This window comes from Paraburkholderia sp. BR13444 (assembly GCF_040948755.1).
In the GTDB taxonomy this organism is placed as follows: domain Bacteria; phylum Pseudomonadota; class Gammaproteobacteria; order Burkholderiales; family Burkholderiaceae; genus Paraburkholderia; species Paraburkholderia youngii.
This window is the reverse complement of the sequence record NZ_JBFPKM010000010.1, coordinates 22740-47672: the sequence shown is the minus strand read 5'-3', so window position 1 is coordinate 47672 and position 24933 is coordinate 22740. Positions and strand designations below refer to the sequence as shown.

15 protein-coding genes and 2 riboswitches are annotated in these 24933 nt (G+C 65.0%); of the genes, 7 read left to right on the top strand and 8 right to left on the bottom strand.

The window, feature by feature from the left end; translation table 11 throughout:
- The first annotated feature begins 158 nt into the window (after positions 1-158).
- Positions 159-1889: an AMP-binding protein gene (locus tag AB3X95_RS25960; RefSeq protein ID WP_368622927.1), complete on the top strand. Its 1731-nt coding sequence runs from the start codon at positions 159-161 to the stop codon at positions 1887-1889.
- An 818-nt stretch (positions 1890-2707) separates the two neighbouring features.
- Here AB3X95_RS25960 and AB3X95_RS25955 read toward each other — a convergent pair.
- Positions 2708-3499 (bottom strand): transporter substrate-binding domain-containing protein, encoded by a 792-nt coding sequence (locus AB3X95_RS25955; protein WP_368622926.1) that lies wholly within the window; start codon positions 3497-3499, stop codon positions 2708-2710.
- Positions 3500-3793: 294 nt separating this feature from the next.
- On the opposite strand from AB3X95_RS25955, the gene hemE reads away from it, so the two are divergent.
- From hemE to AB3X95_RS25935, 4 genes are all read left to right on the top strand, one after another.
- Positions 3794-4894, top strand: coding sequence for a uroporphyrinogen decarboxylase (gene hemE / locus AB3X95_RS25950; protein WP_184226187.1), 1101 nt, complete (start codon positions 3794-3796; stop codon positions 4892-4894).
- Positions 4895-5359: 465 nt separating this feature from the next.
- The gene (locus AB3X95_RS25945) at positions 5360-7606 is read left to right on the top strand and encodes a primosomal protein N' (RefSeq protein ID WP_368622925.1); all 2247 of its coding nucleotides are present in this window, start codon (positions 5360-5362) and stop codon (positions 7604-7606) included.
- A gap of 169 nt (positions 7607-7775) precedes the next feature.
- Positions 7776-9206, top strand: coding sequence for a YeiH family protein (locus tag AB3X95_RS25940; protein ID WP_176368594.1), 1431 nt, complete (start codon positions 7776-7778; stop codon positions 9204-9206).
- A 5-nt stretch (positions 9207-9211) separates the two neighbouring features.
- Positions 9212-9448: a hypothetical protein gene (locus tag AB3X95_RS25935; RefSeq protein ID WP_368622924.1), complete on the top strand. Its 237-nt coding sequence runs from the start codon at positions 9212-9214 to the stop codon at positions 9446-9448.
- Between the two features lie 107 nt (positions 9449-9555).
- On the opposite strand, the gene AB3X95_RS25930 is transcribed toward AB3X95_RS25935, so the two are convergent.
- Positions 9556-9726, bottom strand: coding sequence for a hypothetical protein (locus AB3X95_RS25930; protein ID WP_176109938.1), 171 nt, complete (start codon positions 9724-9726; stop codon positions 9556-9558).
- A 323-nt stretch (positions 9727-10049) separates the two neighbouring features.
- Between AB3X95_RS25930 and putA the strand changes: the two genes are divergently transcribed.
- Positions 10050-13988 carry a trifunctional transcriptional regulator/proline dehydrogenase/L-glutamate gamma-semialdehyde dehydrogenase gene (gene putA, locus AB3X95_RS25925; RefSeq protein WP_368622923.1) on the top strand — a complete coding sequence of 1313 codons (3939 nt, stop codon included), beginning with the start codon at positions 10050-10052 and terminating at the stop codon, positions 13986-13988.
- Positions 13989-14076: 88 nt separating this feature from the next.
- Positions 14077-15225 (top strand): branched-chain amino acid ABC transporter substrate-binding protein, encoded by a 1149-nt coding sequence (locus AB3X95_RS25920; RefSeq protein ID WP_176368592.1) that lies wholly within the window; start codon positions 14077-14079, stop codon positions 15223-15225.
- A 102-nt stretch (positions 15226-15327) separates the two neighbouring features.
- On the opposite strand, the gene AB3X95_RS25915 is transcribed toward AB3X95_RS25920, so the two are convergent.
- The 6 genes from AB3X95_RS25915 to gcvT all read right to left on the bottom strand — a co-directional run bounded on the left by AB3X95_RS25915 (position 15328) and on the right by gcvT (position 24545).
- Positions 15328-17055 (bottom strand): thiamine pyrophosphate-binding protein, encoded by a 1728-nt coding sequence (locus AB3X95_RS25915; protein ID WP_368622922.1) that lies wholly within the window; start codon positions 17053-17055, stop codon positions 15328-15330.
- 238 nt (positions 17056-17293) lie between these two features.
- Positions 17294-18682, bottom strand: coding sequence for an L-serine ammonia-lyase (locus tag AB3X95_RS25910; RefSeq protein WP_368622921.1), 1389 nt, complete (start codon positions 18680-18682; stop codon positions 17294-17296).
- A gap of 28 nt (positions 18683-18710) precedes the next feature.
- Positions 18711-19841 (bottom strand): alginate lyase family protein, encoded by a 1131-nt coding sequence (locus AB3X95_RS25905; RefSeq protein WP_368622920.1) that lies wholly within the window; start codon positions 19839-19841, stop codon positions 18711-18713.
- Positions 19842-19965: 124 nt separating this feature from the next.
- On the bottom strand, positions 19966-22902 hold the full coding sequence (gene gcvP / locus AB3X95_RS25900) for an aminomethyl-transferring glycine dehydrogenase (protein ID WP_368622919.1): 2937 nt from the start codon (positions 22900-22902) through the stop codon (positions 19966-19968).
- Positions 22903-22984: 82 nt separating this feature from the next.
- Complete coding sequence (gene gcvH / locus AB3X95_RS25895) at positions 22985-23365, bottom strand: glycine cleavage system protein GcvH (protein WP_013090937.1); 381 nt, start codon at positions 23363-23365, stop codon at positions 22985-22987.
- A 61-nt stretch (positions 23366-23426) separates the two neighbouring features.
- The gene (gene gcvT / locus AB3X95_RS25890) at positions 23427-24545 is read right to left on the bottom strand and encodes a glycine cleavage system aminomethyltransferase GcvT (protein ID WP_368622918.1); all 1119 of its coding nucleotides are present in this window, start codon (positions 24543-24545) and stop codon (positions 23427-23429) included.
- Between the two features lie 80 nt (positions 24546-24625).
- Positions 24626-24786, bottom strand: a riboswitch (glycine riboswitch).
- Between the two features lie 20 nt (positions 24787-24806).
- Positions 24807-24909, bottom strand: a riboswitch (glycine riboswitch).
- Between the last annotated feature and the right edge of the window lie 24 nt (positions 24910-24933).

Sequence of the window (24933 nt, the reverse complement as noted above, 5' to 3'; positions counted from 1 at the left end):
TACGTAAAGGACGGCAAAATCCATGAGGGTGGAGACATAGGCGTCGGTCGGCTCGATGCGGTGCGGGTAAGACTTGATGCCGGCCCGGTACGCGCCGGTGCACAATCGATTTCAAATTCATTTCAATCGAGCGCGCTCGCGCTCACGGAGACAACACCATGGCAACGCATAGCTCGGGCGAAGGTGCGCTCATCGAACCCGCAGATGGACTGTCGTACGTGCGCGGGTCGACTGAAAATCCGTTGAGCGAAGCGACCGTCGGCGAATTTCTGCGCGACACCGCGGCGCGCTTTCCCGAACGACCGGCCGTGGTCTTTCGCGAGCAGCGCATTCGCTGGACGTGGAGCGAATTCGCGCAAGAAGTGGACGTGCTGGCGTCCGGGCTGCTTGCACTCGGCATCGCCAAGGGCGACCGCGTAGGCATCTGGTCGCCGAACCGCGTCGAGTGGCTGCTGACGCAGTTCGCGACCGCGCGTATCGGCGCGATCCTCGTCAATATCAATCCGGCCTACCGGCTCGCGGAGCTCGAATACGCGCTGAACAAGGTCGGTTGCAAGGCGATCATCACCGCGGAGCGCTTCAAGACGTCGATGTACCTCGAGATGCTGCAGGAGCTTGCGCCCGAACTCGCGACGCAGCCGCCGGGCGAACTGCATGCCGCGCGGCTGCCGGAGCTGCGCTACGTGATCCGCATGTGCGACACGGAGACGCCAGGCATGCTGAGCTTTTCCGATGTGATCGAGCGTGGGCGCGCGTCGTTCGACGTCACCCGGCTCGATGCGATCGGCGCGACGCTGTCGTGCCGTGAACCAATCAACATCCAGTTCACCAGCGGCACAACGGGCAATCCAAAGGGCGCGACGCTGACGCATCGCAACGTCGTGAACAACGCGCGCTATATCGCGATGGCGATGCGGCTCAGTGAGCAGGACGGCCTGTGCATTCCAGTGCCGCTGTACCACTGCTTCGGGATGGTGCTGGCGGTGCTCGCATGCGTGTCGGTCGGGGCGAACATGGTGTTCCCGGGCGAGGGCTTCGATCCGGCCGCGACGCTCGCCGCGACGGCCGAGGAAAAATGCACCGCGCTGCACGGCGTGCCGACGATGTTCATCGCCGAACTCGATCATCCGACCTTCGCGTCTTACGACTTCTCGCGGCTGCGCACCGGCATCATGGCGGGCTCGCCGTGCCCGATCGAGACGATGAAGAAGGTCGTCTCGAAGATGCACCTGAGCGAGATCACGATCGCCTACGGCATGACGGAAACCAGCCCGGTCTCGTTTCAAAGCTCGACGACCGATCCGCTCGATAAGCGGACGACGACTGTCGGGCGCATCCAGCCGCATCTCGAAGTGAAAATCGTCGATCCACTGGGCAATATCGTCCCGGTTGGCGAAACCGGCGAGCTATGCACGCGCGGCTACTCGGTGATGCTCGGTTACTGGGGCGACGAAGCGAAGACGCACGAGAGCATCGTCGACGGCTGGATGCATACGGGCGACCTGGCGACGCTCGACGCCGAAGGCTATTGCAACATCGTCGGCCGGCTGAAGGACATGCTGATTCGCGGCGGCGAAAACATCTATCCGCGCGAGATCGAGGAGTTTCTGTTCCGCCATCCGAAGATCCAGAGCGTGCAGGTCTTCGGCGTGCCCGATACCAGGTACGGCGAAGAAGTATGCGCGTGGATCGTGCTGCGGACGGGCGAACAGGCAACGGCAGAAGAGATCCAGCAGTTCTGTCACGGACAGATTGCGCACTACAAGGTGCCGCGATATATCCGCTTCGTCGACGAACTACCTATGACCGTGACCGGCAAGGTACAAAAATTCGTGATGCGCGAAAGCATGATCAGCGAATTGAAACTAAGAGAGGACAAGACGGCATGACGCTGCCGCGGCAGGCTCCGCAGCCAAACATGAGCAATGGGTGAGGAGTAGAACCGAAGTTGCGCGGCGGACATTCGTCGCGCGCAAACGTTTGAGCAGACGAAAAAAAAGCGGGCCTGGAGCCCGCTAAAAACCACACGCTACGGGGTTAGCGCGAGGAGACCAATGATGGGACGGTTATGCCGACGACCCTGCGTCGATCACGGCCCCAGCAGGGATGCCCCTTCACAGGGCTTCGGCAACCGCCGACCGGCAAGTGCATCGTATCCGCTCACACCACGCACACAGCCACATCCGTGTTGAAACCGTTGAGGGCATTGTGGGCGAATTAACCTACGAAGGCGGTAACAAAGTGTTTCAGGTTGTAACGCCCGCCAGATAAGGCGTTGCGGGATTTATTGCCAAAATAAAAGCGTGTGAAACGTAGTTTTTACCGATGCCTGCGACCCAATTCAAGACGCATGATTGATGCCAGCCAGGACGCACATCGCGGTATAAATTGGGTCATTCATCAGCGTGAAATGGTTGCATTTGCAGCTTTCGAGCGACGAACTTCCTGCGGGACCAGCGCTGCGACTAGGCCCCGACATATTCGCAAACCGGCGAAAATCTGCGCTGCAATGCAGCGACACGAAGCCGCTTGCGCCACTGGTTAAAAAGGGGCGCATGTCTTCCTTATAGAGCTGATCCGGCAGTTATTACAGCTCGAAGAGGTCGCCCTTCGTTACATCCTCGCCGATGCGACGCCTTCAGGCCTGCGCCAACCGCCCTTGCCGCAATTGGTTAGCAGCCGACGGCCCGGCACGGACATGGTCGGCTTATTTCAACCACTTGTCCGAAACAATCTGATACTCGCCGCTCGCTCGGGCGAGGTGCAGCCACTGATCGACGTATTGCTGGAACGCGACGTCGCCGCGCGGCAGCAGCCATGCCTTCTCGCCGTACTGAAACGGCCTGTCCGGATGCACCGAGCATAGGCCGGGATTGAGCTTCTGCTGTAGCAAGGTCTCCGACGCATCCGTCACCATCACGTCCGCCTTGCCCGCGAGAATCTGTTTGAAGATCGTCACGTTGTCCGGATAAACGGTCACGTTCGCGTGCGTGAAGTATTGCTTCGCGAACTTCTCGTTGGTGCCACCCGGGTTGACGATCACTCGCGTGGACGGTTGATCGATCTGCGCGACCGTCTGATATTTGTTTACGTCGTCGCAACGGACGATCGGCGTCTTGCCGTCGATCATGTAAGCCTGAGTGAAGAACGCATGCTTCTGGCGCTCGAGCGTCGGCGACACACCGCCGATGCCGATGTCGCACTTCGCGACGAAGTCGTTCAGCAGGTTCGACCACGACGTCTTGACGAACTCGACCTTCACGCCGAGCGACTTCGCGAGCGACTCAGCCATGTCGATATCGATGCCCTCGAACTGGCCATCGCCTTTGTAGAACGAGTACGGCTTGTAGTCGCCGGTAGTGCAGGCGCGTATCGTGCCGCGGTTGATGATGTCGTCGAGCCTGGACGGCGCGGCCGCGGCGCCTTGGGCGTTGGCCACGCCGACATGCATCAGGACGCCGGCGAGCGCGCCGAGCATTGCGAGAGCTGCCTTCTTCATCGAGTCTCCTGGTGGTGTGTAGTGTGTAATTCATCGGTAAAGCTGTCGGATAGTAGCTTGGCAGCGCGGGCTTGAACATCGGCCGTTCAGCCAGGGTGACCGGGGCAGCAGAAGACAGCGACCCGAAGCCGTACACGCAGTGGCGGCCGGCAACTGGCGGAGGTGCGCCCGAACTGCACTTCGCCCGCTTCCCACGACGCGCCGTCGCAACGTCGATTACCCCGCGATGCGCGATGACCGCCGCCGCCTCCGGTAAAATGCTCTTTTGCCCTCAGCCCTCCAGTCGCACGCAACGTGGCCCATCAACTCCTGAACGACACTTTCCTGCGCGCGTTGCTGCGCCAGCCCACCGACTACACGCCGATCTGGCTGATGCGGCAAGCTGGCCGCTATCTGCCGGAATACAACGCCACGCGCGGCCGCGCGGGCAGTTTCCTCGCTCTCGCGAAGAATCCGGCTTTCGCGACGGAAGTCACGCTGCAGCCGCTCGATCGGTATCCGCTCGACGCCGCAATCCTGTTCTCCGACATCCTGACCGTGCCCGACGCGATGGGCCTCGGCCTCGATTTCGTCAACGGCGAGGGGCCGAAATTTGCCCGTCCGGTGCGCACCGAAGACGACGTCGCGCGCCTCGCGGTGCCGGACATCGACGCGACACTGCGCTACGTGACCGACGCCGTGCGTGAAATCCGCTCGGCGCTAAAGGACGCGCAAGGCCGCCAGCGGGTGCCTTTGATCGGCTTCTCGGGCAGTCCGTGGACGCTCGCGTGCTACATGGTAGAAGGCGGGGGCTCGGCGGACTTTCGCACGATCAAATCGATGCTGTACGCGCGTCCCGATTTGCTGCAGCGGATTCTCGAGATCAACGCGCGCTCGGTCGCGGCGTATCTGAACGCGCAAATCGAAGCCGGCGCGCAAGCAGTGATGATTTTCGACACATGGGGCGGAGCGCTCGCCGATGGCATCTATCAGCGCTTTTCGCTGCGCTACATCGAGCAGGTGGTCAGTCAGCTGAAGCGCGAGCACGACGGCGAAAAAGTGCCCGTGATCGCCTTCACGAAGGGCGGTGGCCTGTGGCTCGACGATATCGCCGCGAGCGGTGTCGACGCGGTGGGCCTCGACTGGACCGTGAACCTCGGTAAGGCGCGCGAGCGTGTCGGTGGCAAGGTGGCGCTTCAGGGCAACATCGATCCGTCGGTGCTGTTTGCACCACCCGCCGCTATCCGCATCGAAGCGCGCGCGGTGCTCGACAGCTTCGGCAATCATCCCGGCCACGTTTTCAACCTGGGTCATGGCATTTCGCAGTTCACGCCGCCAGAGCATGTTGCCGAGCTGGTCGACGAAGTGCATCGTCACAGCCGCGCGATTCGTAGTGGTGCACATACGCCCTCGTGAGACTGTAATCGTTACCGTTTCGTGTTGCATTGCAGCGAATTGGGCTCTGGGCCTAAGGACCTTGCTTCCTCGAAGAGGCCGTCAGATGGTGGTCTTACGAAAGTCAAGAGTTGACTTATGCACACTTCGCACGCTGCGGCGCAGTAGAGGCTTTAATCGTGGCCGGATCCTTGCACATAGCCGGCGCATTTGATCTGAGCCTTGTCGGGCAAGGCTTTGCGGCGAGCGGGATGAAATGTGCGGAATCCCACACAAGGCCGTCGCTAGGCCATTTGCGGCCCGTCGAAGCGAAGTTCTCAACAAAGTTATCCACAGGGCCACGCGCCGAGCGGAATTGTTCAGCCGAATCCAAAACTTAGCGGTGAAATTAAGGTTTTACTTTAACTTCGACGGTATCGCCTACCGCACGAGCCACCGCGCGCCGCGGTTTAGCCTCGTGCCGGCTCGTCCTCAGCGCCTCGCCGAGTGAACGAAGTGTTCGTCCGCGTCGCGCTCGATCATCCGCTGCCGACCTTGTTCGACTACCGCTGCGGCACATCCGAGGCGGCTGTCGTGGGCGCGCTCGTCAGCGTTCCGTTCGGCAAACGGCACGTGGTGGGGCTGATCTGCGAGGTGGCCGCTCACAGCGAGGTGCCCGCCGAACGCCTGCGGGATGTGGATAAGGTCTGCGCGTCGTGTCCGCCGGTGTCGGCGCATTGGCTCGCGCTCGCCGGGTTCGCTGCGGACTACTATCAACGCGGTCTCGGCGAAGTGGCGCTGCCCGCGCTGCCGCAGGCGCTGCGCGACGCGTCGCGCTGGTCGCGGCTGTTGGCGCCGGAAGAGCGCTATCGGTTGACGCCTGAGGGTCGCACGGCATTGCCTGACGCGTTGCCGGCCCGCGCGACGGCGCTCCGAGCGTTCGCGCAAGCACTCGCGCAAGCCGACTTCCTGCTCGCCGCCGACGCCCGCGCGCTGCATCCGAAAGCACTGGCGACACTCGACACATGGCAGGCCGCTGGCTGGGTGACGCTCGACGTGATCGACGCCGCCGCGGTGCCCGCCGCCGCTTCGCTGCCGGACGCGCCCGCGCCGGTCCTGCCGACCCTGACCGACGAGCAGGCGAGTGCTGTGGAAGCTATCCGCGCCGCCGACGGCTTCGCGCCGTTCCTGCTGCACGGCGTGACGGGCAGCGGCAAAACCGAGGTGTACCTGCGCGCACTCGCCGCGATTCTGGCCGCCAGGCCGGATGCGCAAGCGCTCGTGCTGGTGCCGGAAATCAACCTGACGCCGCAGTTCGAGGCGGCGTTCCGTGCCCGCTTCGCCGCGCTCGACGCCAGCGCGATCGTCACGCTGCACAGCGGCCTCGCCGAAGGCGAGCGCGCCCGCAACTGGTTTGCCGCCCACACCGGCCGTGCGCGCATCGTGCTCGGCACACGGCTCGCGGTACTCGCGTCGCTGCCGCGGCTGGCGATCATCGTTGTCGACGAAGAGCACGATCCGGCCTACAAGCAGCAGGAGGGCTTGCGCTATTCGGCGCGCGATCTCGCGATTTATCGGGCGAAACAGCTCGGTGTGCCGGTCGTGCTCGGCTCGGCGACGCCATCGCTCGAGAGCTGGTGGCAGGCCGATCAGGGCCGCTACAAGCGGCTCACGCTGTCGCGCCGGGCCGTCGCCGACGCCGCGCTGCCGGCCGTACGCCTGATCGATCTCGAAGACGAGCGCCGCCGCGGGCGGGCGTCGATCGAAGGCTTGTCGGGTCCGTTGATCGCCGCGATGAAGGCGCGGCTCGAACGCGGCGAGCAGAGCCTCGTGTTCCTGAACCGACGTGGCTACGCGCCGCAACTCGCCTGCGATGCGTGCGGCTGGGTGGCCGGTTGTCCGCGCTGCAGCGCCTACGTCGTGCTGCACAAGCCCGAGCGCGCGCTGCGCTGCCATCACTGCGGCTGGGAGTCTCGTATCCCGCGTTCGTGCCCGGAGTGCGGCAACGTCGACATCGCACCGCTCGGGCGCGGCACGCAGCGCGTCGAGGAAACGCTCGCCAGCGCGGTTCCCGGCGCCCGCGTGTTGCGTATCGATGCCGATAGCACGCGCCGCAAAGGCAGCGCGCAGGCGTTGTTCTCCGACGTGCACGCGGGCGAGGTCGATATTCTGGTCGGTACACAGATGATCGCGAAAGGGCACGATTTCCAGCGCGTGTCGCTGGTAGGCGTGCTGAATGCGGATACCGCGCTGTTTTCGCATGATTTCCGCGCAAGCGAGCGCCTGTTCGCACAGCTGATGCAGGTGAGCGGCCGCGCGGGCCGCGCCGGTCTGCCGGGCGAAGTGCTGGTGCAGACGCGCTATCCGCGTCACGCGCTGTATCACGCGCTGGGCCGTCACGACTACGTCGGCTTCGCCAACTCGACGCTCGCGGAGCGACGCGACGCGCACCTGCCGCCGTTCGTCTATCAGGCGCTGCTGCGAGCCGAAGGCCGCACGCTCGAAGCGGCGCTCGCGTTCCTGCAGCAGGCCGCCGCCGAGCTTGCGCAGATTCCGGCCGCCGAGCGTGTCACCGTATACGACGCGGTGCCGCTCACGATCGTCAAGGTGATGCACGTTCATCGCGCGCAGTTGCTGATCGAAAGCGCGTCGCGCGCCGCGCTGCAGGCCACGTTGCGTGCATGGCAGCCGCTGTTGCGCGCGCTCAAGGGCGTGCTGCGCTGGAATCTCGAAGTCGATCCGCTCGACATCTGACGCCACGGCCCAGGTGACGCCGGCCTTACTTCTTTGAGTCATATCCATAGAGCGAATGATCGTTTCGCTTTGCGATAGCGCTCGCCTATATTCGCCAAATCGGCGCATTTTGCGGCTAAACGACAATAATTTCGCGCCGATGCCACTCAACTTTCTCGGGGCATCTGCAATGAGCGACACCCATCATCCCGCACCGGCGGGCGCCGCACCGGGTCATCGGCAAGGTACACAAGACGCGCAAACCGCACGAGGCAGCGGCTTTTCGCTGACCGAAGACTGGCTCGCCGCTGGCGTCGGCCTGCTCGTGATCGTGATTGCGTGGGCGCTGTTCGCGTCGGGCAGCAGCATCAAGTGGCTCGCGGTCGCGCCGGCCAAATGGTCGAGCGTCGCGCAGGCCGCGCAGGACATCGGCAAACATCTCCCCAACTACCTCGCGCTGTTCGCGACATTCGCGGTGCTGTTCGGAGCGAGCGTCGCTCTGCTCAGGCAGCGCGTCGGCGCGTTTCTCGCGGCGTTCGTCGTCGTATTCGTCAGTTCCGCGCTGATCCTGACGCTCGGAGCGTGGGTCGACGCGTCGAAGTACAACCTCGAGCCGCCGCTGGTTGCGCTCGCGCTCGGGCTGCTCGTGTCGAACCTGTTCACGCTGCCGCAGTGGCTCGGGGCGGGGTTGCGCGTCGAGTTTTACATCAAGGTCGGTATCGTGCTGCTCGGCGCGACGCTGCCGTTCACGTTGCTCGTGTGGGCCGGGCCGGTTGCGGTCGTGCAGGCGAGCATCGTGTCGTTGGTGACGTTTTTCGTGATCTTCTTTGTCGCGCGCGCGTTCGGGCTCGATCGGCGCTTTGCCGCCGTGCTCGGTGTCGGCGGCGCAGTATGCGGCGTGTCGGCGGCGATCGCGATTGCCGGCGCGGTACGGGCAAAGCGCGAGCAGGCGTCGGTCGCGATCACGCTGGTCGTCCTATGGGCGGTCGTGATGATCTTCGTGCTGCCGTTCGTGTCGCGCTCGCTCGGCCTGTCGACGGCCGTCGCCGGCGCCTGGATCGGCACCTCCGAATTCGCCGACGCCGCGGGCATCGCCGCCGCCCAGGCCTACGGCGATTTCGCGCGGCACGCAGGCGGCGCGATCGCCGGCGCGCCGGAAGCGTCGTTGCAGGCGTTCACGCTGATGAAGGTGGTCGGCCGCGACATCTGGATCGGCATTTGGGCGTTCGTGCTCGCAATCGTCGCGACGACACGCTGGGAAGCGCAGGACAGCGGCGTCACCGCGCGCGCGAATGCCGGTGAGATCTGGGCGCGTTTCCCGAAGTTCGTGATCGGTTTCGTGATCGCGTCGGCGTTGGTCACGTGGATCGCGAGCCATTATTCGCTCGCCGACTACCGCAAGGTCGTCACGCCGGAGTTCGTCGCGCCGATCACGGTGCTGCGCACGTGGGCGTTCACCTTCTGCTTCCTGAGCATCGGTCTTACGACGCGCTTCCGCTCGCTTGCGGCGACCGGTCTGAAGCCGTTCCTCGCGTTCACGGCGGGCGTGGTGGTCAATATCGCGATCGGCTATGCGCTGTCCGCGCACGTGTTCGCGTCGTACTGGAACAGCCTCGGATAATGCCCGTGAAGGTTTCCAAGGATCGTGGCGCGGCGGGCACGCCGTGCTGCGCCGGGTGCCGGCATCGCGTGAGTGAACGGGACGCGCTCGAGCAGCGTATTCCAGGGCTTGTCGCGTTTAGTTCGGGGTTCGGCGCGAGCGTCGCCGATAGCAGGCTGTGTCGTCTGCACGACCAGCTGGTTTCCCCCGGCGATGTCTGTGCGCAGTTCGAGCCCGTTGCGCCGTCGCTCGGGCCGCGCTGACCCGTAAGCGACCTTCAGGCGCCAAGCTCCGCGCACCAATCCAACTGCAAGTTCGCACACCCGCGCGCGTCCGGCTTCATGAGCCGTCGCGCGGGCTCCCCCCGATCTCAGTCGTTCAGCGCGTTTCGCGTATCGCCCGCCGATCCACGCGAGGCCGCGCTTGCCTGTTTGCGCTCGTCTTCGCGCGGATTCGAGCTTCTGGTCGCGCCTCGAATGAAAAACACCGCACAGGCCGCGCACATCACCCAGATGCCCAGTATTACCAGCCACTTTTCCATCACACCAACCCTCGGGAACCCCGTTTATCTATTCTGCGTGCCCTGAAACCGACGTTTCCGGCCGTCCATCGTCGTGCTTCTGTATATCGGCGCGCGAAGCCGTTTGATAAGGCTTATTTCAAAAAGAATCACGCCAGGGAAAGTACCGATCGAAAACACCACGGTCCGACTCGCGCTCACCGCCCGGAAAGCCCCGTCCCACAAGGCTCGCGGCATGGTGCAACCAACCTGTCGAATTGGTTGCACCTTTTTATTTGTAGGCGTACGATTCGCCCAACTTTTAGTCTTTCGCCAGGCTCACGCCCGGTATCAAAGAAGGAAACATGGCTAGCACCACCCTTGGCGTCAAGGTCGACGACCTCCTGCGTTCCCGGCTCAAAGATGCCGCCACCCGCCTCGAGCGCACCCCCCACTGGTTGATCAAGCAGGCGATTTTCGCCTACCTCGAAAAGATCGAGCACGGCCAGTTGCCGGCCGAACTGTCGGGCGCAACCGGCACGGCCGATCTCGCCGACGGCGCGGCGGTCGAGAACGAGGAAGATGGCGCGTCGCATCCGTTCCTCGATTTCGCGCAGAACGTACAGCCGCAGTCGGTGCTGCGCGCGGCGATCACCGCCGCGTATCGCCGCCCTGAACCCGAATGCGTGCCGTTCCTGCTCGGCCAGGCGCGTCTGCCGGCCAACCTCGCGGGCGACGTGCAGGCGATGGCCGGCAAGCTCGTCGAAACGCTGCGCACGAAGAGCAAGGGCGGGGGCGTCGAAGGGCTGATTCACGAATTTTCGCTGTCGAGCCAGGAAGGCGTTGCGCTGATGTGCCTCGCCGAGGCGCTGCTGCGCATTCCCGACCGCGCGACCCGCGACGCGCTGATCCGCGACAAGATCAGCAAGGGCGACTGGAAATCGCACGTCGGCCAGGCGCCGTCGCTGTTCGTCAACGCGGCGACCTGGGGGCTGATGATCACCGGCAAGCTGGTGACGACCAATAGCGAGACGAGCCTGTCGTCGGCGCTTACGCGGCTGATCGGCAAGGGTGGCGAGCCGCTGATCCGCAAGGGCGTCGACATGGCGATGCGCCTGATGGGCGAGCAGTTCGTCACCGGCGAGAACATTTCCGAAGCGCTCGCGAACAGCCGCAAGTACGAGGCGCGCGGTTTCCGCTATTCGTACGACATGCTCGGCGAAGCGGCCACCACCGAGGCCGACGCGCAGCGCTACTACGCCTCGTACGAACAGGCGATCCACGCGATCGGCAAGGCCGCGGGCGGCCGCGGCATCTACGAAGGCCCGGGCATTTCGATCAAGCTGTCGGCGCTGCATCCGCGCTACTCGCGCGCGCAGCAGGAACGCACGATGAGCGAGCTGCTGCCGCGCGTGCGTTCGCTCGCGATCCTTGCGCGCCGCTACGACATCGGCCTCAATATCGACGCCGAAGAAGCCGACCGCCTCGAACTGTCGCTGGATCTGCTCGAAGCGCTGTGCTTCGATCCGGAGCTGCAAGGCTGGAACGGGATCGGCTTCGTCGTGCAGGCGTATCAGAAGCGCTGCCCGTTCGTGATCGACTACATCGTCGATCTGGCACGTCGCAGCCGTCACCGCATCATGGTGCGGCTCGTGAAGGGCGCGTACTGGGATACGGAAATCAAGCGCGCGCAGGTCGATGGCCTCGAGGGCTATCCGGTCTACACGCGCAAGGTCTATACCGACGTGTCGTACCTCGCCTGCGCAAAGAAACTGCTCGGCGCGCCCGATGCCGTGTATCCGCAGTTCGCGACGCACAACGCGCACACGCTGTCGGCGATCTATCACCTCGCCGGCAACAACTACTACCCCGGCCAGTACGAGTTCCAGTGCCTGCACGGTATGGGCGAGCCGCTGTACGAAGAAGTCACCGGCCGCGACAAACTGAACCGCCCGTGCCGCGTGTACGCGCCGGTCGGCACGCATGAGACGCTGCTCGCGTACCTCGTGCGCCGGCTGCTCGAAAACGGCGCGAACACGTCGTTCGTGAATCGCATCGCCGACGAATCCGTCGCGATCAAGGACCTGGTCGCCGATCCGGTGGAGGAAGCGTCGAAGATCGCGCCGCTCGGCGCGCCGCACGCGCGCATTCCGCTGCCGCGCAATCTGTACGGCGCCGAGCGGCTCAATTCGATGGGTCTGGATCTGTCGAACGAGCATCGGCTCGCGTCGCTGTCATCGGCGCTCCTCGCGAGCGCGCATCATCCGTGGCGCGCGGCGCCGATGCTCGAAGACAACCAGATCGCCGTCGGCGCCGGGCGTGACGTGCGCAACCCGGCCGACCATCGTGATCTCGTCGGCACCGTCGTCGAAGCGACGCCGGAGCACGTGAGCGCGGCGCTCGGCCACGCGGTGGCCGCCGCGCCGATCTGGCAGGCGACGCCGGTGGAGGCGCGCGCCGATTGCCTCGCGCGTGCCGCCGATCTACTCGAAGCGCAGATGCACACGCTGATGGGACTCGTGGTGCGCGAGGCCGGCAAATCGCTCGCCAACGCGGTCGCGGAAATCCGCGAGGCGATCGACTTCCTGCGCTACTACTCGGCGCAGATCCGCGACGAGTTTTCGAACGACACGCATCGGCCGCTCGGTCCGGTGGTCTGTATCAGCCCGTGGAATTTCCCGCTGGCGATTTTCATGGGCCAGGTGGCCGCCGCGCTCGCAGCCGGCAACACGGTGCTCGCGAAGCCGGCCGAGCAGACGCCGCTGATCGCAGCTCAAGCTGTGCGGATTCTGCGCGAAGCGGGCGTGCCGGCGGGCGCGGTGCAACTGCTGCCGGGTAATGGCGAGACGGTCGGCGCCGCGCTGGTCGCCGATCCGCGCACGCGGGCGGTGATGTTCACCGGTTCGACCGAAGTCGCGCGTCTGATCAACAAGACGCTGTCCGGCCGACTCGATCCGGATGGCAAACCGATCCCGCTGATCGCCGAAACCGGCGGCCAGAACGCGATGATCGTCGACTCGTCGGCGCTCGCCGAGCAGGTCGTCGCCGACGTGCTGCAATCGTCTTTCGACTCGGCTGGTCAACGGTGTTCGGCGTTGCGCGTTCTATGTCTGCAGGACGATGTTGCGGACCGCACACTCGAAATGCTGACGGGCGCGATGCGCGAGCTCGCGCTCGGCAATCCGGACCGGCTGTCGACCGACGTCGGCCCGGTGATCGACCTCGACGCCAAGCGCGGCATCGATGCGCACATCGCGGCGATGCGCGACAAGGGCCGCAAGGTCGAGCAACTGCCGCTGCCGGAAGGCGCGACGCAAGGCACTTTCGTGCCGCCGACGCTGATCGAGCTCGACAGCATCGACGAGCTGAAGCGCGAAGTGTTCGGCCCGGTGCTGCACGTGGTGCGCTATCGCCGCAGCCAGCTCGACAAGCTGCTCGAACAGATTCGCGCGACGGGTTACGGTTTGACGCTCGGCATTCACACGCGCATCGACGAAACGATCGCGCACGTGATCAGCCGCGCACACGTGGGCAACATCTACGTGAACCGCAACGTGATCGGCGCGGTGGTCGGAGTGCAGCCGTTCGGCGGCGAAGGGCTGTCGGGTACGGGCCCGAAGGCCGGTGGCGCGCTGTATCTGCAGCGCCTGCTCGCGACCCGTCCGGCTGGTTTGCCGAAGTCGCTCGCGAAGGCGCTGGTGGTCGAAGTGCCGCAGGCGGCGCAGGCAGCAGAAAAGGGCGACAATCCGGCGGCCGCGCTGACCGCGTTGCGCGACTGGCTGATCGCCGAGCGCGAGCCGCAGCTTGCCGCGCGTTGTGACGGCTATCTGTCGCATGTGCCGGCGGGCGCAACCGCGGTACTGTCGGGGCCGACGGGCGAGCGCAATACATACACGCTGGGCCCGCGCGGCACGGTGCTGTGCATCGCATCGACGGCGAGCGGCGCACGCGTGCAGTTCGCGGCGGCGCTGGCTACGGGAAATCGTGCGTTGTTCGAAGGCGCGGCCGGTGAACAATTGGTCTCGCAATTGCCGGCGTCGCTGAAGGCGCATGCGAGCGTGAAGAAGAGCGCCGACGCACCGTTCGACGCCGTGCTGTTCGAAGGCGACAGCGACGAGCTGCTCACGCTCGTGAAAGAGGTCGCGAAGCGCGCGGGGCCGATCGTGTCGGTGCAGGGCGTCGCGGCCCGGGCGCTTGCGAGCGGCGAAGAGGACTACGCGCTCGAGCGTCTGCTGACCGAGCGCTCGGTCAGCGTGAATACCGCGGCGGCAGGCGGTAATGCGAATTTGATGACGATCGGTTGAGCGAACCTCGACGATTTCTTCAATAGAAAGGAAGCGGGCACGGCGACCCCGACACCGCTTCATCCACACCTGGTATCAAGGAGAAGCTATGCAACACAAAATGAAACAGCTGGCAGGCGCAGCTCTGGTTGCCGCTATGTCGCTGGCGGGGACGGCCAACGCTCAATCGACGGAAGACGTGAAGATCGGCTTTGCTGGTCCGATGACGGGCGCACAGGCGCACTACGGCAAGGACTTCCAGAACGGCATCACGCTCGCGGTCGAAGAGTTCAACGCGACGAAGCCGGTGATCGGCGGCAAGCCGGTTCGCATCGTGCTCGACTCGGCCGACGACCAGGCCGACCCGCGTACCGGCACGACGGTCGCGCAGAAGCTCGTGGATGACGGCATCAAGGGCATGCTCGGCCACTTCAACTCGGGCACGACGATTCCGGCCTCGCGCATCTATGCGAACGCGGGCATTCCGCAGATCGCGATGGCGACCGCGCCGGAATACACGCAGCAGGGCTTCAAAACCACCTTCCGCATGATGACGTCCGACACGCAGCAAGGCTCGGTCGCTGGCACGTTCGCGGTGAAGAACCTCGGCATGAAGAAGATCGCGATCGTCGACGATCGCACCGCTTACGGCCAGGGGCTCGCGGATCAGTTCGAGAAGGCAGCGAAGGCGGCCGGCGCGACGATCGTCGATCGTGAATACACGAACGACAAGGCCGTCGACTTCAAGTCGATCCTGACCAAGCTGAAGTCGTCGAACCCCGATCTGATCTACTACGGCGGCGCGGATTCGCAAGCGGCACCGATGGTGAAGCAGATGAAGCAGCTCGGCGTGAAGGCGCCGCTGATGGGCGGCGAAATGGTCCACACGCCGACCTTCATCAAGCTCGCCGGCGACGCGGCGAACGGCACGGTGGCATCGCTCGCCGGTCTGCCGCTCGAAGAAATGCCGGGCGGCAAGGCGTACGTCGAGAAGTACAAGGCGCGCTTCAACGAAGACGTGCAAACGTACTCGCCGTACGCGTTCGATGGCGCGATGGCGATGTTCAACGCGATGAAGAGCGCGAACTCGACCGATCCGGCCAAGTACCTGCCGGTGCTCGCGAAGACCTCGAAGCCGGCCGTCACGACGGCCAACCTCGCGTACGACGAGCGCGGCGATTTGAAGAACGGCGGTATCACGCTGTACAAGGTCGTCGATGGCAAGTGGACGACGCTGCAAAGCGTGGGCGGCAAGTAAGCTTATTTGCTGAACCCGGTTGACCATAAAAAACCCCGCTTCGGCGGGGTTTTTTGATTGACGGCGCATTCGAAGCCGCGCAGTCAGTTCAGGTGGCGATTTTCACTCCCCCCGCATTCTCCTCCCCTGCTCTCGAATCATCTCGAGCGTCGCCGCGGGCGTGCTCGCTTCCTGCGGCATGCGAATTTCGATCACGGCCGGCAGTTGCGATTCGATCGCGCGCTGCAACGCCGGCAGAAAATCCGCGGTACGTTCAACGGTCTCGCCATGCGCACCGAACGACCGCGCAAATGCCGCGAAGTCCGGATTCGTGAGACCGGTGCCATGCACGCGATGCGGATAGTGCCGCTCCTGATGCATGCGGATCGTGCCGAAGTGGCTGTTGTTGACGACGATGAACAGCACACGCAGGTCGTACTGCATCGCGGTTGCCAGTTCCTGCGCGGCCATCATGAAGCAGCCATCGCCGGCGAGCGCGACCACCGCGCGTTGCGGATACAGCGACTTTGCCGCGAGCGCCGCCGGCACGCCGTAGCCCATCGCGCCGCTCGTCGGTGCGAGCTGCGAACGGAAGTGTCGATATGAGAAATGTCGATGCAGCCACGTCGCATAATTGCCCGCGCCGTTGGTGACGATTGCGTCCTCGGGCAAGTGCGCGCGCAATTGCTCGATCACTTCCCCCATCTGCACGTCGGCGGGAGTCGGACGCGGCTTGCGCCATTCCAGATACGCGCGATGCGCTTCTTCAGCGGCACCCGCCCAGGCGAGCTTGCCGGACGTTGACGGCTTCAGTTCCGCCAGCACCGCCGTGAGTTCAGGCATGCCGGAGACAATCGGCAGATCGGCCGCATAGACGCGCCCCAGTTCTTCCGCACCCTGATGCACGTGCACCAGCGTCTGTTTCGTCTTCGGGATGTCGAGCAGCGTGTAGCCGTTGGTCGTCGCTTCGCCGAGGCGCGGACCGAGCGTGAGCAGCAGGTCCGCGTCGCGAATGCGCTGAGCGAGCGCGGGATTGACGCCGAGACCGACGTCGCCCGCATAGTTCGGATGCTCGTTGTCGAAGGTGTCCTGGAAGCGGAACGCGAGGCCGATCGGCAACTGCCAGTTTTCGATGAAGCGCCGCAGGTCCGCGCATGCGGCCGCTGTCCAGCCGCTGCCGCCGGCGATTACCATCGGCCGTTGCGCGCCTTCGAGCAACTCGCTTAGTCGCGCGATCTGCGCTGCTGAAGGCGATGCGGCCACGCGGTGATAAGCGGGCGCGCCAGGCACCGCGTCGCAGGCATCGCTCAAGACGTCTTCGGGCAGCGCCAGCACGACCGGCCCCGGCCGTCCCGAGGTGGCCGTATGAAACGCATGGCTCAGATATTCGGGGATGCGCTTAGGGTCGTCGATCTGCGCGACCCACTTCGCCATCTGACCGAACATGCGCCGGTAGTCGATCTCCTGGAACGCCTCGCGATCGAGATGTTCGCGCGCGCACTGGCCGATCAGCAGGATCATCGGCGTGGAGTCCTGAAACGCGGTGTGCACGCCGATCGACGCATGCGTCGCGCCCGGTCCGCGCGTGACCAGCGCGACACCCGGACGGCTGGTCAGCTTGCCGACCGCTTCGGCCATGTTCGCGGCCGCGGCTTCGTGACGACAGACGATCGTCTGGATGCGCTCGGTTTCGTCGTGCAGCGAATCGAGCACGGCGAGAAAGCTTTCGCCCGGAACGCAGAACACACGTTCGACGCCGTGCGTGAGCAACGCATCGACGACGAGGCGCGCGCCGGTCGTGCGTGCGGTATGGGAACCGGAATGGGCAGCGGGAGCATTCGGCAGCGACATTGCGAAGAAGCCTCCTGGCAGTGCGTGAGTGCGTTGTGATGGAGCCGCATCGGCGGAACCTGCAACAGCGGCCGATGGGTGCTTCGACAGCTTACGCCGAGCACGTGGGCGCTGTCATGGCGCAGCGCAACTGTTCGATCGGCGTGGACGCAACGCGGTCGCCCAAATGAAAACGCGGGCCACAGAGCCCGCGCTTTTCCGATGCGATCGCATGCAATTGAATGCCGCGCTCACCGACTCAACACTCGACGATATTCACCGCGAGGCCGCCGCGCGACGTTTCCTTGTACTTGGTCTTCATGTCCGCGCCGGTTTCACGCATCGTCTTGATCACCGAATCGAGCGACACATAGTGGCTGCCGTCGCCGCGCAGCGCCATGCGCGCGGCATTGACCGCCTTCACCGATGCCATCGCATTGCGCTCGATGCACGGAATCTGCACCATGCCGCCAACCGGATCGCAGGTGAGCCCGAGGTTGTGCTCCATGCCGATTTCCGCGGCGTTCTCGACCTGCTTCGGCGTGCCGCCCATCACCGCGGCCAGCGCCCCCGCGGCCATCGAGCAAGCGACGCCGACTTCGCCCTGGCAGCCCACCTCCGCGCCGGAGATCGACGCGTTCAGCTTGTACAGGATGCCGATCGCGGCGGCCGTCATCAGGAAGTCGATCACGCCCTGCTCGTTCGCGCCCGGCATGAAGCGCGTGTAGTAATGCAGCACCGCCGGAATGATGCCGGCCGCGCCGTTGGTCGGCGCCGTGACGACGCGCCCGCCCGCGGCGTTCTCTTCGTTGACGGCGATCGCGTACAGGTTGATCCAGTCGACCATCGACAGCGGGTCCTGCAACGCGCGCTCAGGGTTGCCCGTCAACGCACGATACAGCTGCGGCGCGCGCCGCTTCACCTGGAAGGGGCCGGGCAAGTGACCATCGGCGTCGGGATTGTTGATGCCGCACCCGCGCGCGACGCATGATTGCATCACGTCCCAGATCTTCAGCAGACCCGCGCGCGTTTCTTCCTCGCTATGCCAGACACGTTCGTTTTCCCACATCAGCTGCGCGATGCTCTTGCCGCTCGACGCGCACAGCGCGAGCAACTCGTTGGCGGTGCGAAACGAGTGCGGAAGCTGATCGACGGCGCTCAACACCTTCGTGTTCGGTGCGCCAGCCGTCACGACGAAGCCGCCGCCGACCGACAGATAGGTCGACTCGCGCAGCGTCGCGCCTTGCGCATCGAACGCGAACAGCTTCAGGCCGTTCGGATGCTCGGGCAACGCCTGGCGATAAAACGCGATCTGCTCCTTCTGCACGAAAGGCACCTCGTGCGTGCCGAGCAGCGCGAGTTTGCGCAATGTGCGCACCGCTTCCAGCCGTTGCGCGATCGTGTCGGGATTCACGGTGTCGGGCGCATCGCCCATCAGGCCTAGCATCACGCCGCGATCGGTGCCGTGCCCCTTGCCGGTCGCGCCGAGCGAGCCGTACAGCTCCGCTTTCACCGCTGCGGTGGCATCGAGCAGCCCATCGCGCTCGAGTCCCTGGACGAACATCAGCGCCGCGCGCATCGGCCCGACCGTATGCGAGCTCGACGGACCAATGCCGATTTTGAAGAGATCGAAAACGCTGACTGCCATGTACTGCTCCCTGCCTATAGATAAGAGTTTAGCGCGCCGCCAGCGGCAAGCACACGGCGAGCCACGCGGGCGGCGTCGGTGCGAGCTGCAGCGCGACTGGCGTAAAGCGTCCATCGAGACGCGCCGCCAGGTGAAACAGTTCCGCCGCGTTCTTCGGATCCCACCGACCCGAATAGCCGGGCAAGCCGGCCTCGCGACGTTTTGCATCGAACGCGACGTCCGAATGCACGAATTCCTCATGCGTCTGGGTGCCCATCGCAAACGGCACGAGCCAGTTCAGCGCGGCGAGCAGCGTCGCGCCGTTCGCGCCCTTCTCCTGCAGCCAGTTGCGGTTGTGGCGGCGCGCGGCAAGCGCGGCCGTCACCAGCGGTTGCAGATCGTAGGTGACGTAGTGCAGCGCATCGCGCTCGCCGAAGTCGATCGTCGAGCCGTCCGACGCGATGTTGTCGCCGATATGCTCGACGAACAGCCGTTGCGCGGCATTGATCATCTTGCGATTGTCGAGCGTGAACGCGGCCATCGAGATCAGCTTGATACGGTGGCTTTGCCAATTGTTACGGAACGTGCCGGTGAGCGGCCGCGGCTGCGCGTCGATCTGTGCGATATAGCCGTTGGAGAACTTCGTTAGAAACGCCATTGCCGCATTGCGCGTTTTGACGGGCAGCGCGCTCGCTGTCATGTCGTAGGCGAGGATCAGCCCTTCGAAACCCGTTTCGTCGATCGGATTGAAGCTCGGCTGATAGGTCGTGACCCATGTATACAGCAGACGATCGACGAGCTTCAGGAAGCGGTCGTCGCTGGTCGCGCGCCACGCGAGCGCGGCATCGCGCAGCAGGTCGAGATCCTTCTGCGCTTCGACGCTCTGATCGTAGATGCCCTCGTGCGGCAGCGTGCCTTCGGTGTGCAGTTTCGCGAGCGCATGGGGCTGCTCGTTCAGATGCGCCTGCACGTTGGCGACGAGCGCCTTGACGCCGGGATCGGCATTGGTGCGCTCGCTCGTTTGCAGCGCCGGCGCCGCGCAGAAATTCATCGCGGCCTGCGCCTCGCGCAGCGGCAGCAGCACGGCCGCAGCGGCCAGCAGCACAGCGTAAGCGGGTCGCCACGGACGGAGACCCGCCGCCTCGTCCCGGCTTTGCATCAATCGCACCTTTCGCGCCATGCGAAACTCCTCGTTAGGCTGATTCGGTGTGTGATGTTAGCCGGTTGCGGCTTTCAACAACAGGATCGCGCGCGGACGCTGACGGACCTTCGCAGCGCCGCGCGTGACTTCCCTTGACTCGCTCTTACTCGTAATCGGCGATCGGCACGCACGAGCAGAACAGGTTGCGGTCGCCGTACACGTTGTCCGCACGACCGACCGGCGGCCAGTACTTGTTCGCGATCAGCGTCTTCAGCGGATACGCAGCGGTCTCGCGCGCATACGCATGCTTCCAGTCGTCGGCGATCACGACCGCCGCGGTGTGCGGCGCGTGCTTCAGCGGATTGTCCTCGCGGTCCGAGCGGCCTTCCTCGACCGCGCGGATTTCCTCGCGGATCGCGATCATCGCCTCGATGAAGCGATCGAGCTCTTCTTTCGACTCCGATTCGGTCGGCTCTACCATCAGCGTGCCCGGCACCGGGAAGCTCATCGTCGGCGCGTGGAAGCCGTAGTCGGCGAGGCGCTTGGCGACGTCGTCGACGGTGATGCCGCTCGTGTCCTTGATCGGACGCAGATCGAGAATGCACTCGTGCGCGACGAGACCGCCGGGGCCCGAGTACAGCACAGGATAGTGCGGCGCGAGCTTGTTCGCGACGTAGTTCGCGTTGAGGATTGCGGTTTCGGTCGCGGCCGTCAGGTTCTTCGCGCCCATCATCGCGATGTACATCCACGAGATCGGCAGGATCGACGCCGAGCCGTACGGCGCGCCCGACACCGCGCCGATGCCGTTCTCCGCGCGCTGATAGCCCGACGAAGTCTGGTTCGGCAGAAACTGCGCGAGGTGCGCGCCGACCGCGACCGGACCGACGCCCGGTCCGCCGCCGCCGTGCGGAATGCAGAAGGTCTTGTGCAGGTTCAGGTGCGAGACGTCGCCGCCGAACTGGCCCGGCGCGCACAGGCCGACCATCGCGTTCATGTTCGCGCCGTCCACGTACACCTGGCCGCCGTGCGCATGCACGATCTCGCAGATTTCGCGGACGTTCTGCTCGAACACGCCGTGCGTCGACGGGTACGTGATCATGATCGCAGCGAGCTTATCGGCGTGCTGCGCGGCCTTCTTCTTCAGATCTTCGATATCGACGTTGCCCTGCGCGTCGCATGCGACGACCACGACCTGCATGCCGGCCATCTGCGCCGACGCCGGGTTCGTGCCGTGTGCCGAAGCGGGAATCAGACAGACGTTGCGATGCGCTTCGCCGCGCGACGCGTGATATGCGTGGATGATCAAGAGACCCGCGTACTCGCCCTGCGAGCCCGCGTTCGGTTGCAGCGACACGGCCGCATAGCCGGTTGCGGCGACCAGCATCTCTTCGAGCTGATCGATCATCTCGCGGTAGCCGACGGTCTGTTCGGCCGGTGCGAACGGATGGATCTGGCCGAACTCGGGCCACGTGACCGGCAGCATTTCCGAGGTCGCGTTCAGCTTCATCGTGCACGAGCCGAGCGGGATCATCGAGCGATCGAGCGCGAGGTCCTTGTCCGACAGGCTGCGCAGATAGCGCAGCATTTCCGTCTCCGAATGATGACGGTTGAACACATGATGCGTGAGGTACGCGCTCGTACGTTCGAGCGCGGCCGGCACCGACGCGATGTTCGATGCGCTCAGCGCGGCGTCGAGCGCGTCGACTTGCGGCACGTCGCTCGCGAAGGCCGCTTGCGCGAACACCGCGAGCAGGTCGGCCAGATCGTGGCGCGTGGTGGTTTCGTCGATCGACAGACCGACTTGCGTCGCGCTCACGCGGCGCAGGTTGATGCGCTTGCCCGTGGCAGCGTCAAGCAGCGCTTGAGTGCGTGCGCCGGTGTCGAACGTAAGCGTGTCGAAGAACGTTTCGTTGACGAGCTTATAGCCGAGCTGCTTCGCGCCTGCGGCGAGCAGCGCGGCGACGCGGTTCACGCGCAGCGCGATCGTCTTCAGACCGCGCGGGCCGTGATAGACCGCATACATGCTGGCCATGATCGCGAGCAGCGCCTGCGCGGTACACACGTTCGAGGTCGCCTTCTCGCGGCGGATGTGCTGCTCGCGCGTTTGCAGCGCGAGACGCAGCGCGGGGTTGCCTTGCGCGTCGACGGTCACGCCGACCAGACGTCCCGGCATCTGCCGCTTGAATTCGTCGCGCACCGCGAGGTACGCGGCATGCGGGCCGCCGAAGCCAACCGGCACGCCGAAACGCTGGGTATTGCCGACCGCGACGTCCGCGCCCCATTCGCCCGGCGGCGTCAGCACCGTCAACGCCAGCAGGTCGGCGGCGACGACCACATGGCCGCCCGCCGCGTGGATCGCTTCGGTCAGCGCGCGGTAGTCGCGCACGTCGCCGTTCACGCCCGGATATTGCAGCAGCACGCCGAATGCGTTGGCGTCGGCGGCTTCAGCGGCCGGGCCGACCTTCACTTCGATGCCGACCGGCGTCGCGCGCGTCTTCACGACTTCGATGGTTTGCGGCAGCACGTCGTCGGCGACGAAGAACACGTTCGACTTCGGTTTGCCGACGCGTTGCAGCAGCGTCATCGCTTCGGCTGCCGCGGTCGCTTCGTCGAGCAGCGAAGCGTTCGAGATCGCGAGGCCGGTCAGGTCGGTGACCATCTGCTGGAAGTTCAGCAGCGCTTCCAGACGGCCTTGGGAAATTTCAGGCTGATACGGCGTGTACGCGGTGTACCACGCCGGATTTTCCAGCACGTTGCGCAGGATCACCGTCGGCGTATGGGCGTTGTAATAGCCTTGGCCGATGTAGGAGCGGAACACCTGGTTCTTGTCCGCGAGCTCGCGCAAGGCGGCGAGCGCTTCGGCCTCGCTCTTCGGTTGCGCGAAGGGGCCGAGCGGCAGCGCTTCGGTGCGGCGGATCGTCTTCGGGATGACGGCGTCGATCAATGCCGCGCGCGATGCGAAGCCGAGTGCTTCGAGCATCGCTTGCTGGTCGGCCGCATCCGGGCCGATATGCCGTTCGGCGAAGGCGTCGTGCACTTCGAGCGCGGCGAGCGAGAGAGGAGTGCGGTTCATCGGACGATCCGGGTGTTCGAGCTTCATGGGTGTTCCTGGCGGCGCGGCGCGCGCCGTTGTGCAAGCGCCGCGCCTGACGGTTAAAACGAAAAGTGAATCAGGCAGTAACTCAGGCGCCGATCGACTTCGCGTACGCGTCGGCGTCGAGCAGACGCTCGAGCGACGCGTCGGCGGCCGGCTTGATCTTGAACAGCCAGCTGTCATACGGCGTGCTGTTGACGGTGTCCGGCGAGTCGCCGACGGCCGTGTTCGCTTCGATGACTTCGCCCGAAACCGGCGCGTAGATATCGGAAGCGGCCTTCACCGATTCGATCACGGCGACGGTGTCGCCGGCGGTCACGGACTTGCCGAGTTCCTGGACTTCGAAGAAGACGATGTCGCCGAGCGCTTCCTGCGCGTGGTCGGTGATGCCGACCGTCAGCGTGCCGTCCGCTTCGGTGCGGACCCATTCGTGCGATTCGGTGTATTTCAGATCGGCCGGGATGCTCATCGGATGCTCCTGAACGGTATGTTCGGTAGTGGTTTGAATGTTGGGGGCGTGCGCCGGCCGCTTAGACCGCCAGCACCTTGCCGTTGCGCACGAACGGCAGTTTTACCACGCTTGCGGGGCAGGCTTTGTCGCGAATCTGGACATGCACCGTGTCGCCCGGCTGCACGCCTTTCGGCACGCGCGCGAAGGCGATCGATTCCTGTATGGTCGGCGAGAACGTGCCGCTGGTGATTTCGCCGTCGCCGTGCGGCGTGACGACTTTCTGATGCGCGCGCAGCACGCCGGCAGCCTTGCCGTTGTCCTTCAGCAGGATCAGGCCGACGAACGCGGCGCGCGAGCCGTCGGCTTCGAGGCTGCTCTTGCCGATGAAGTCGCGCGGTGAGGTGAGGTCGACGGTCCATGCGAGGCCGGCGTCGAGCGGCGAGACATTGTCGTCCATGTCCTGGCCGTAAAGATTCATGCCGGCTTCGAGGCGCAGCGTGTCGCGTGCGCCGAGACCGGCCGGGCGCACGCCGTGGGCGGCGAGCGCGTTCCACAGCGCTTCGACATGCGCAGCGGGCACGATGATCTCGAAACCGTCTTCGCCGGTGTAGCCGGTGCGCGCGACGGTCAGCTCGCCGAACGGCGTGCCGTCGATGCGCGCGGCGTTGAACGGCTTCAGCGCTTCGGTCGCGGCGCGCGCGGCCGGCACGGTTTGCCACGCTTTTTCGCGCGCGTTCGGGCCTTGCACGGCGACGATCGCCAGATCGCGGCGCGGCGTGATGGTGAGGCCGAAGCCGCCTTCGGCGTTGAGCTGGCCGAACCAGGCGATGTCTTTGTCGGCGGTGCCGGCGTTGACGACCACGCGGAACTGGTCTTCGCCGAAGTAATAGACGATCAGGTCGTCGATCACGCCGCCGTTCGGATTCAGCATGCAGGAGTAGAGCGCGCGGCCCGGCGTCTGCAGCTTCGCGACATTGTTCGCGAGCGCGTATTCGAAGAACGCGCGGACGCGCTCGCCGGTGAAGTCGACCACGCACATGTGGGACACGTCGAACATGCCGGCGTCGGTGCGCACCGCGCGATGTTCCTCGATCTGCGAGCCGTAGTTGACGGGCATGTCCCAGCCGCCGAAGTCGACCATGCGTGCATTGAGCGCACGGTGAGCGGCGTGGAGCGGGGTGTGTTTGAGTTCGGTCATGGGGCCTCGGGCGTCTCGCGGAACAAAAAAGGCCATGCGGCGCACTGCCTCGCGGCCTTGTGCCTGCGAGCGTGGTTCTGCATGACCCCTCTGTCCTCGATACCTGAGAGATTGCGCCGCCGCGACTGGCTCAATGAGCTCGATTCGTCACGGGGAAACGCGCGCCCCTTCGGTGGGCAGCTTGCCTGCGGTGCACGACGTGCGACGCGGATGGCTACTGCCGCTCTCCAGAGTGCGAAAAAACCGCCGAAAGACGGGTTTTTCGACGCGGTCGGTCCTTTTGCCTGAGAGTTTGCGGGTGTGCCCCTTCGGCGGCGCGGCCTGCGATTTTTCGCTTGCCAGCACGCTCTCCCGACGCGTGCGGCGAATGTACGCGACGGGCCGGGGC

Excerpts from the sequence above, each read along its gene's own strand:
- gcvT (WP_368622918.1), bottom strand. The coding sequence starts at position 24,545 with ATGACCGAACTCAAACACACCCCGCTCCACGCCGCTCACCGTGCGCTC.
- AB3X95_RS25915 (WP_368622922.1), bottom strand. The coding sequence starts at position 17,055 with ATGTCGCTGCCGAATGCTCCCGCTGCCCATTCCGGTTCCCATACCGCA.
- AB3X95_RS25940 (WP_176368594.1), top strand. The coding sequence starts at position 7,776 with ATGAGCGACACCCATCATCCCGCACCGGCGGGCGCCGCACCGGGTCAT.
- gcvP (WP_368622919.1), bottom strand. The coding sequence starts at position 22,902 with ATGAAGCTCGAACACCCGGATCGTCCGATGAACCGCACTCCTCTCTCG.
- putA (WP_368622923.1), top strand. The coding sequence starts at position 10,050 with ATGGCTAGCACCACCCTTGGCGTCAAGGTCGACGACCTCCTGCGTTCC.
- AB3X95_RS25955 (WP_368622926.1), bottom strand. The coding sequence starts at position 3,499 with ATGAAGAAGGCAGCTCTCGCAATGCTCGGCGCGCTCGCCGGCGTCCTG.
- AB3X95_RS25920 (WP_176368592.1), top strand. The coding sequence starts at position 14,077 with ATGCAACACAAAATGAAACAGCTGGCAGGCGCAGCTCTGGTTGCCGCT.
- AB3X95_RS25960 (WP_368622927.1), top strand. The coding sequence starts at position 159 with ATGGCAACGCATAGCTCGGGCGAAGGTGCGCTCATCGAACCCGCAGAT.
- AB3X95_RS25930 (WP_176109938.1), bottom strand. The coding sequence starts at position 9,726 with ATGGAAAAGTGGCTGGTAATACTGGGCATCTGGGTGATGTGCGCGGCC.
- AB3X95_RS25905 (WP_368622920.1), bottom strand. The coding sequence starts at position 19,841 with ATGGCGCGAAAGGTGCGATTGATGCAAAGCCGGGACGAGGCGGCGGGT.
- AB3X95_RS25910 (WP_368622921.1), bottom strand. The coding sequence starts at position 18,682 with ATGGCAGTCAGCGTTTTCGATCTCTTCAAAATCGGCATTGGTCCGTCG.
- gcvH (WP_013090937.1), bottom strand. The coding sequence starts at position 23,365 with ATGAGCATCCCGGCCGATCTGAAATACACCGAATCGCACGAATGGGTC.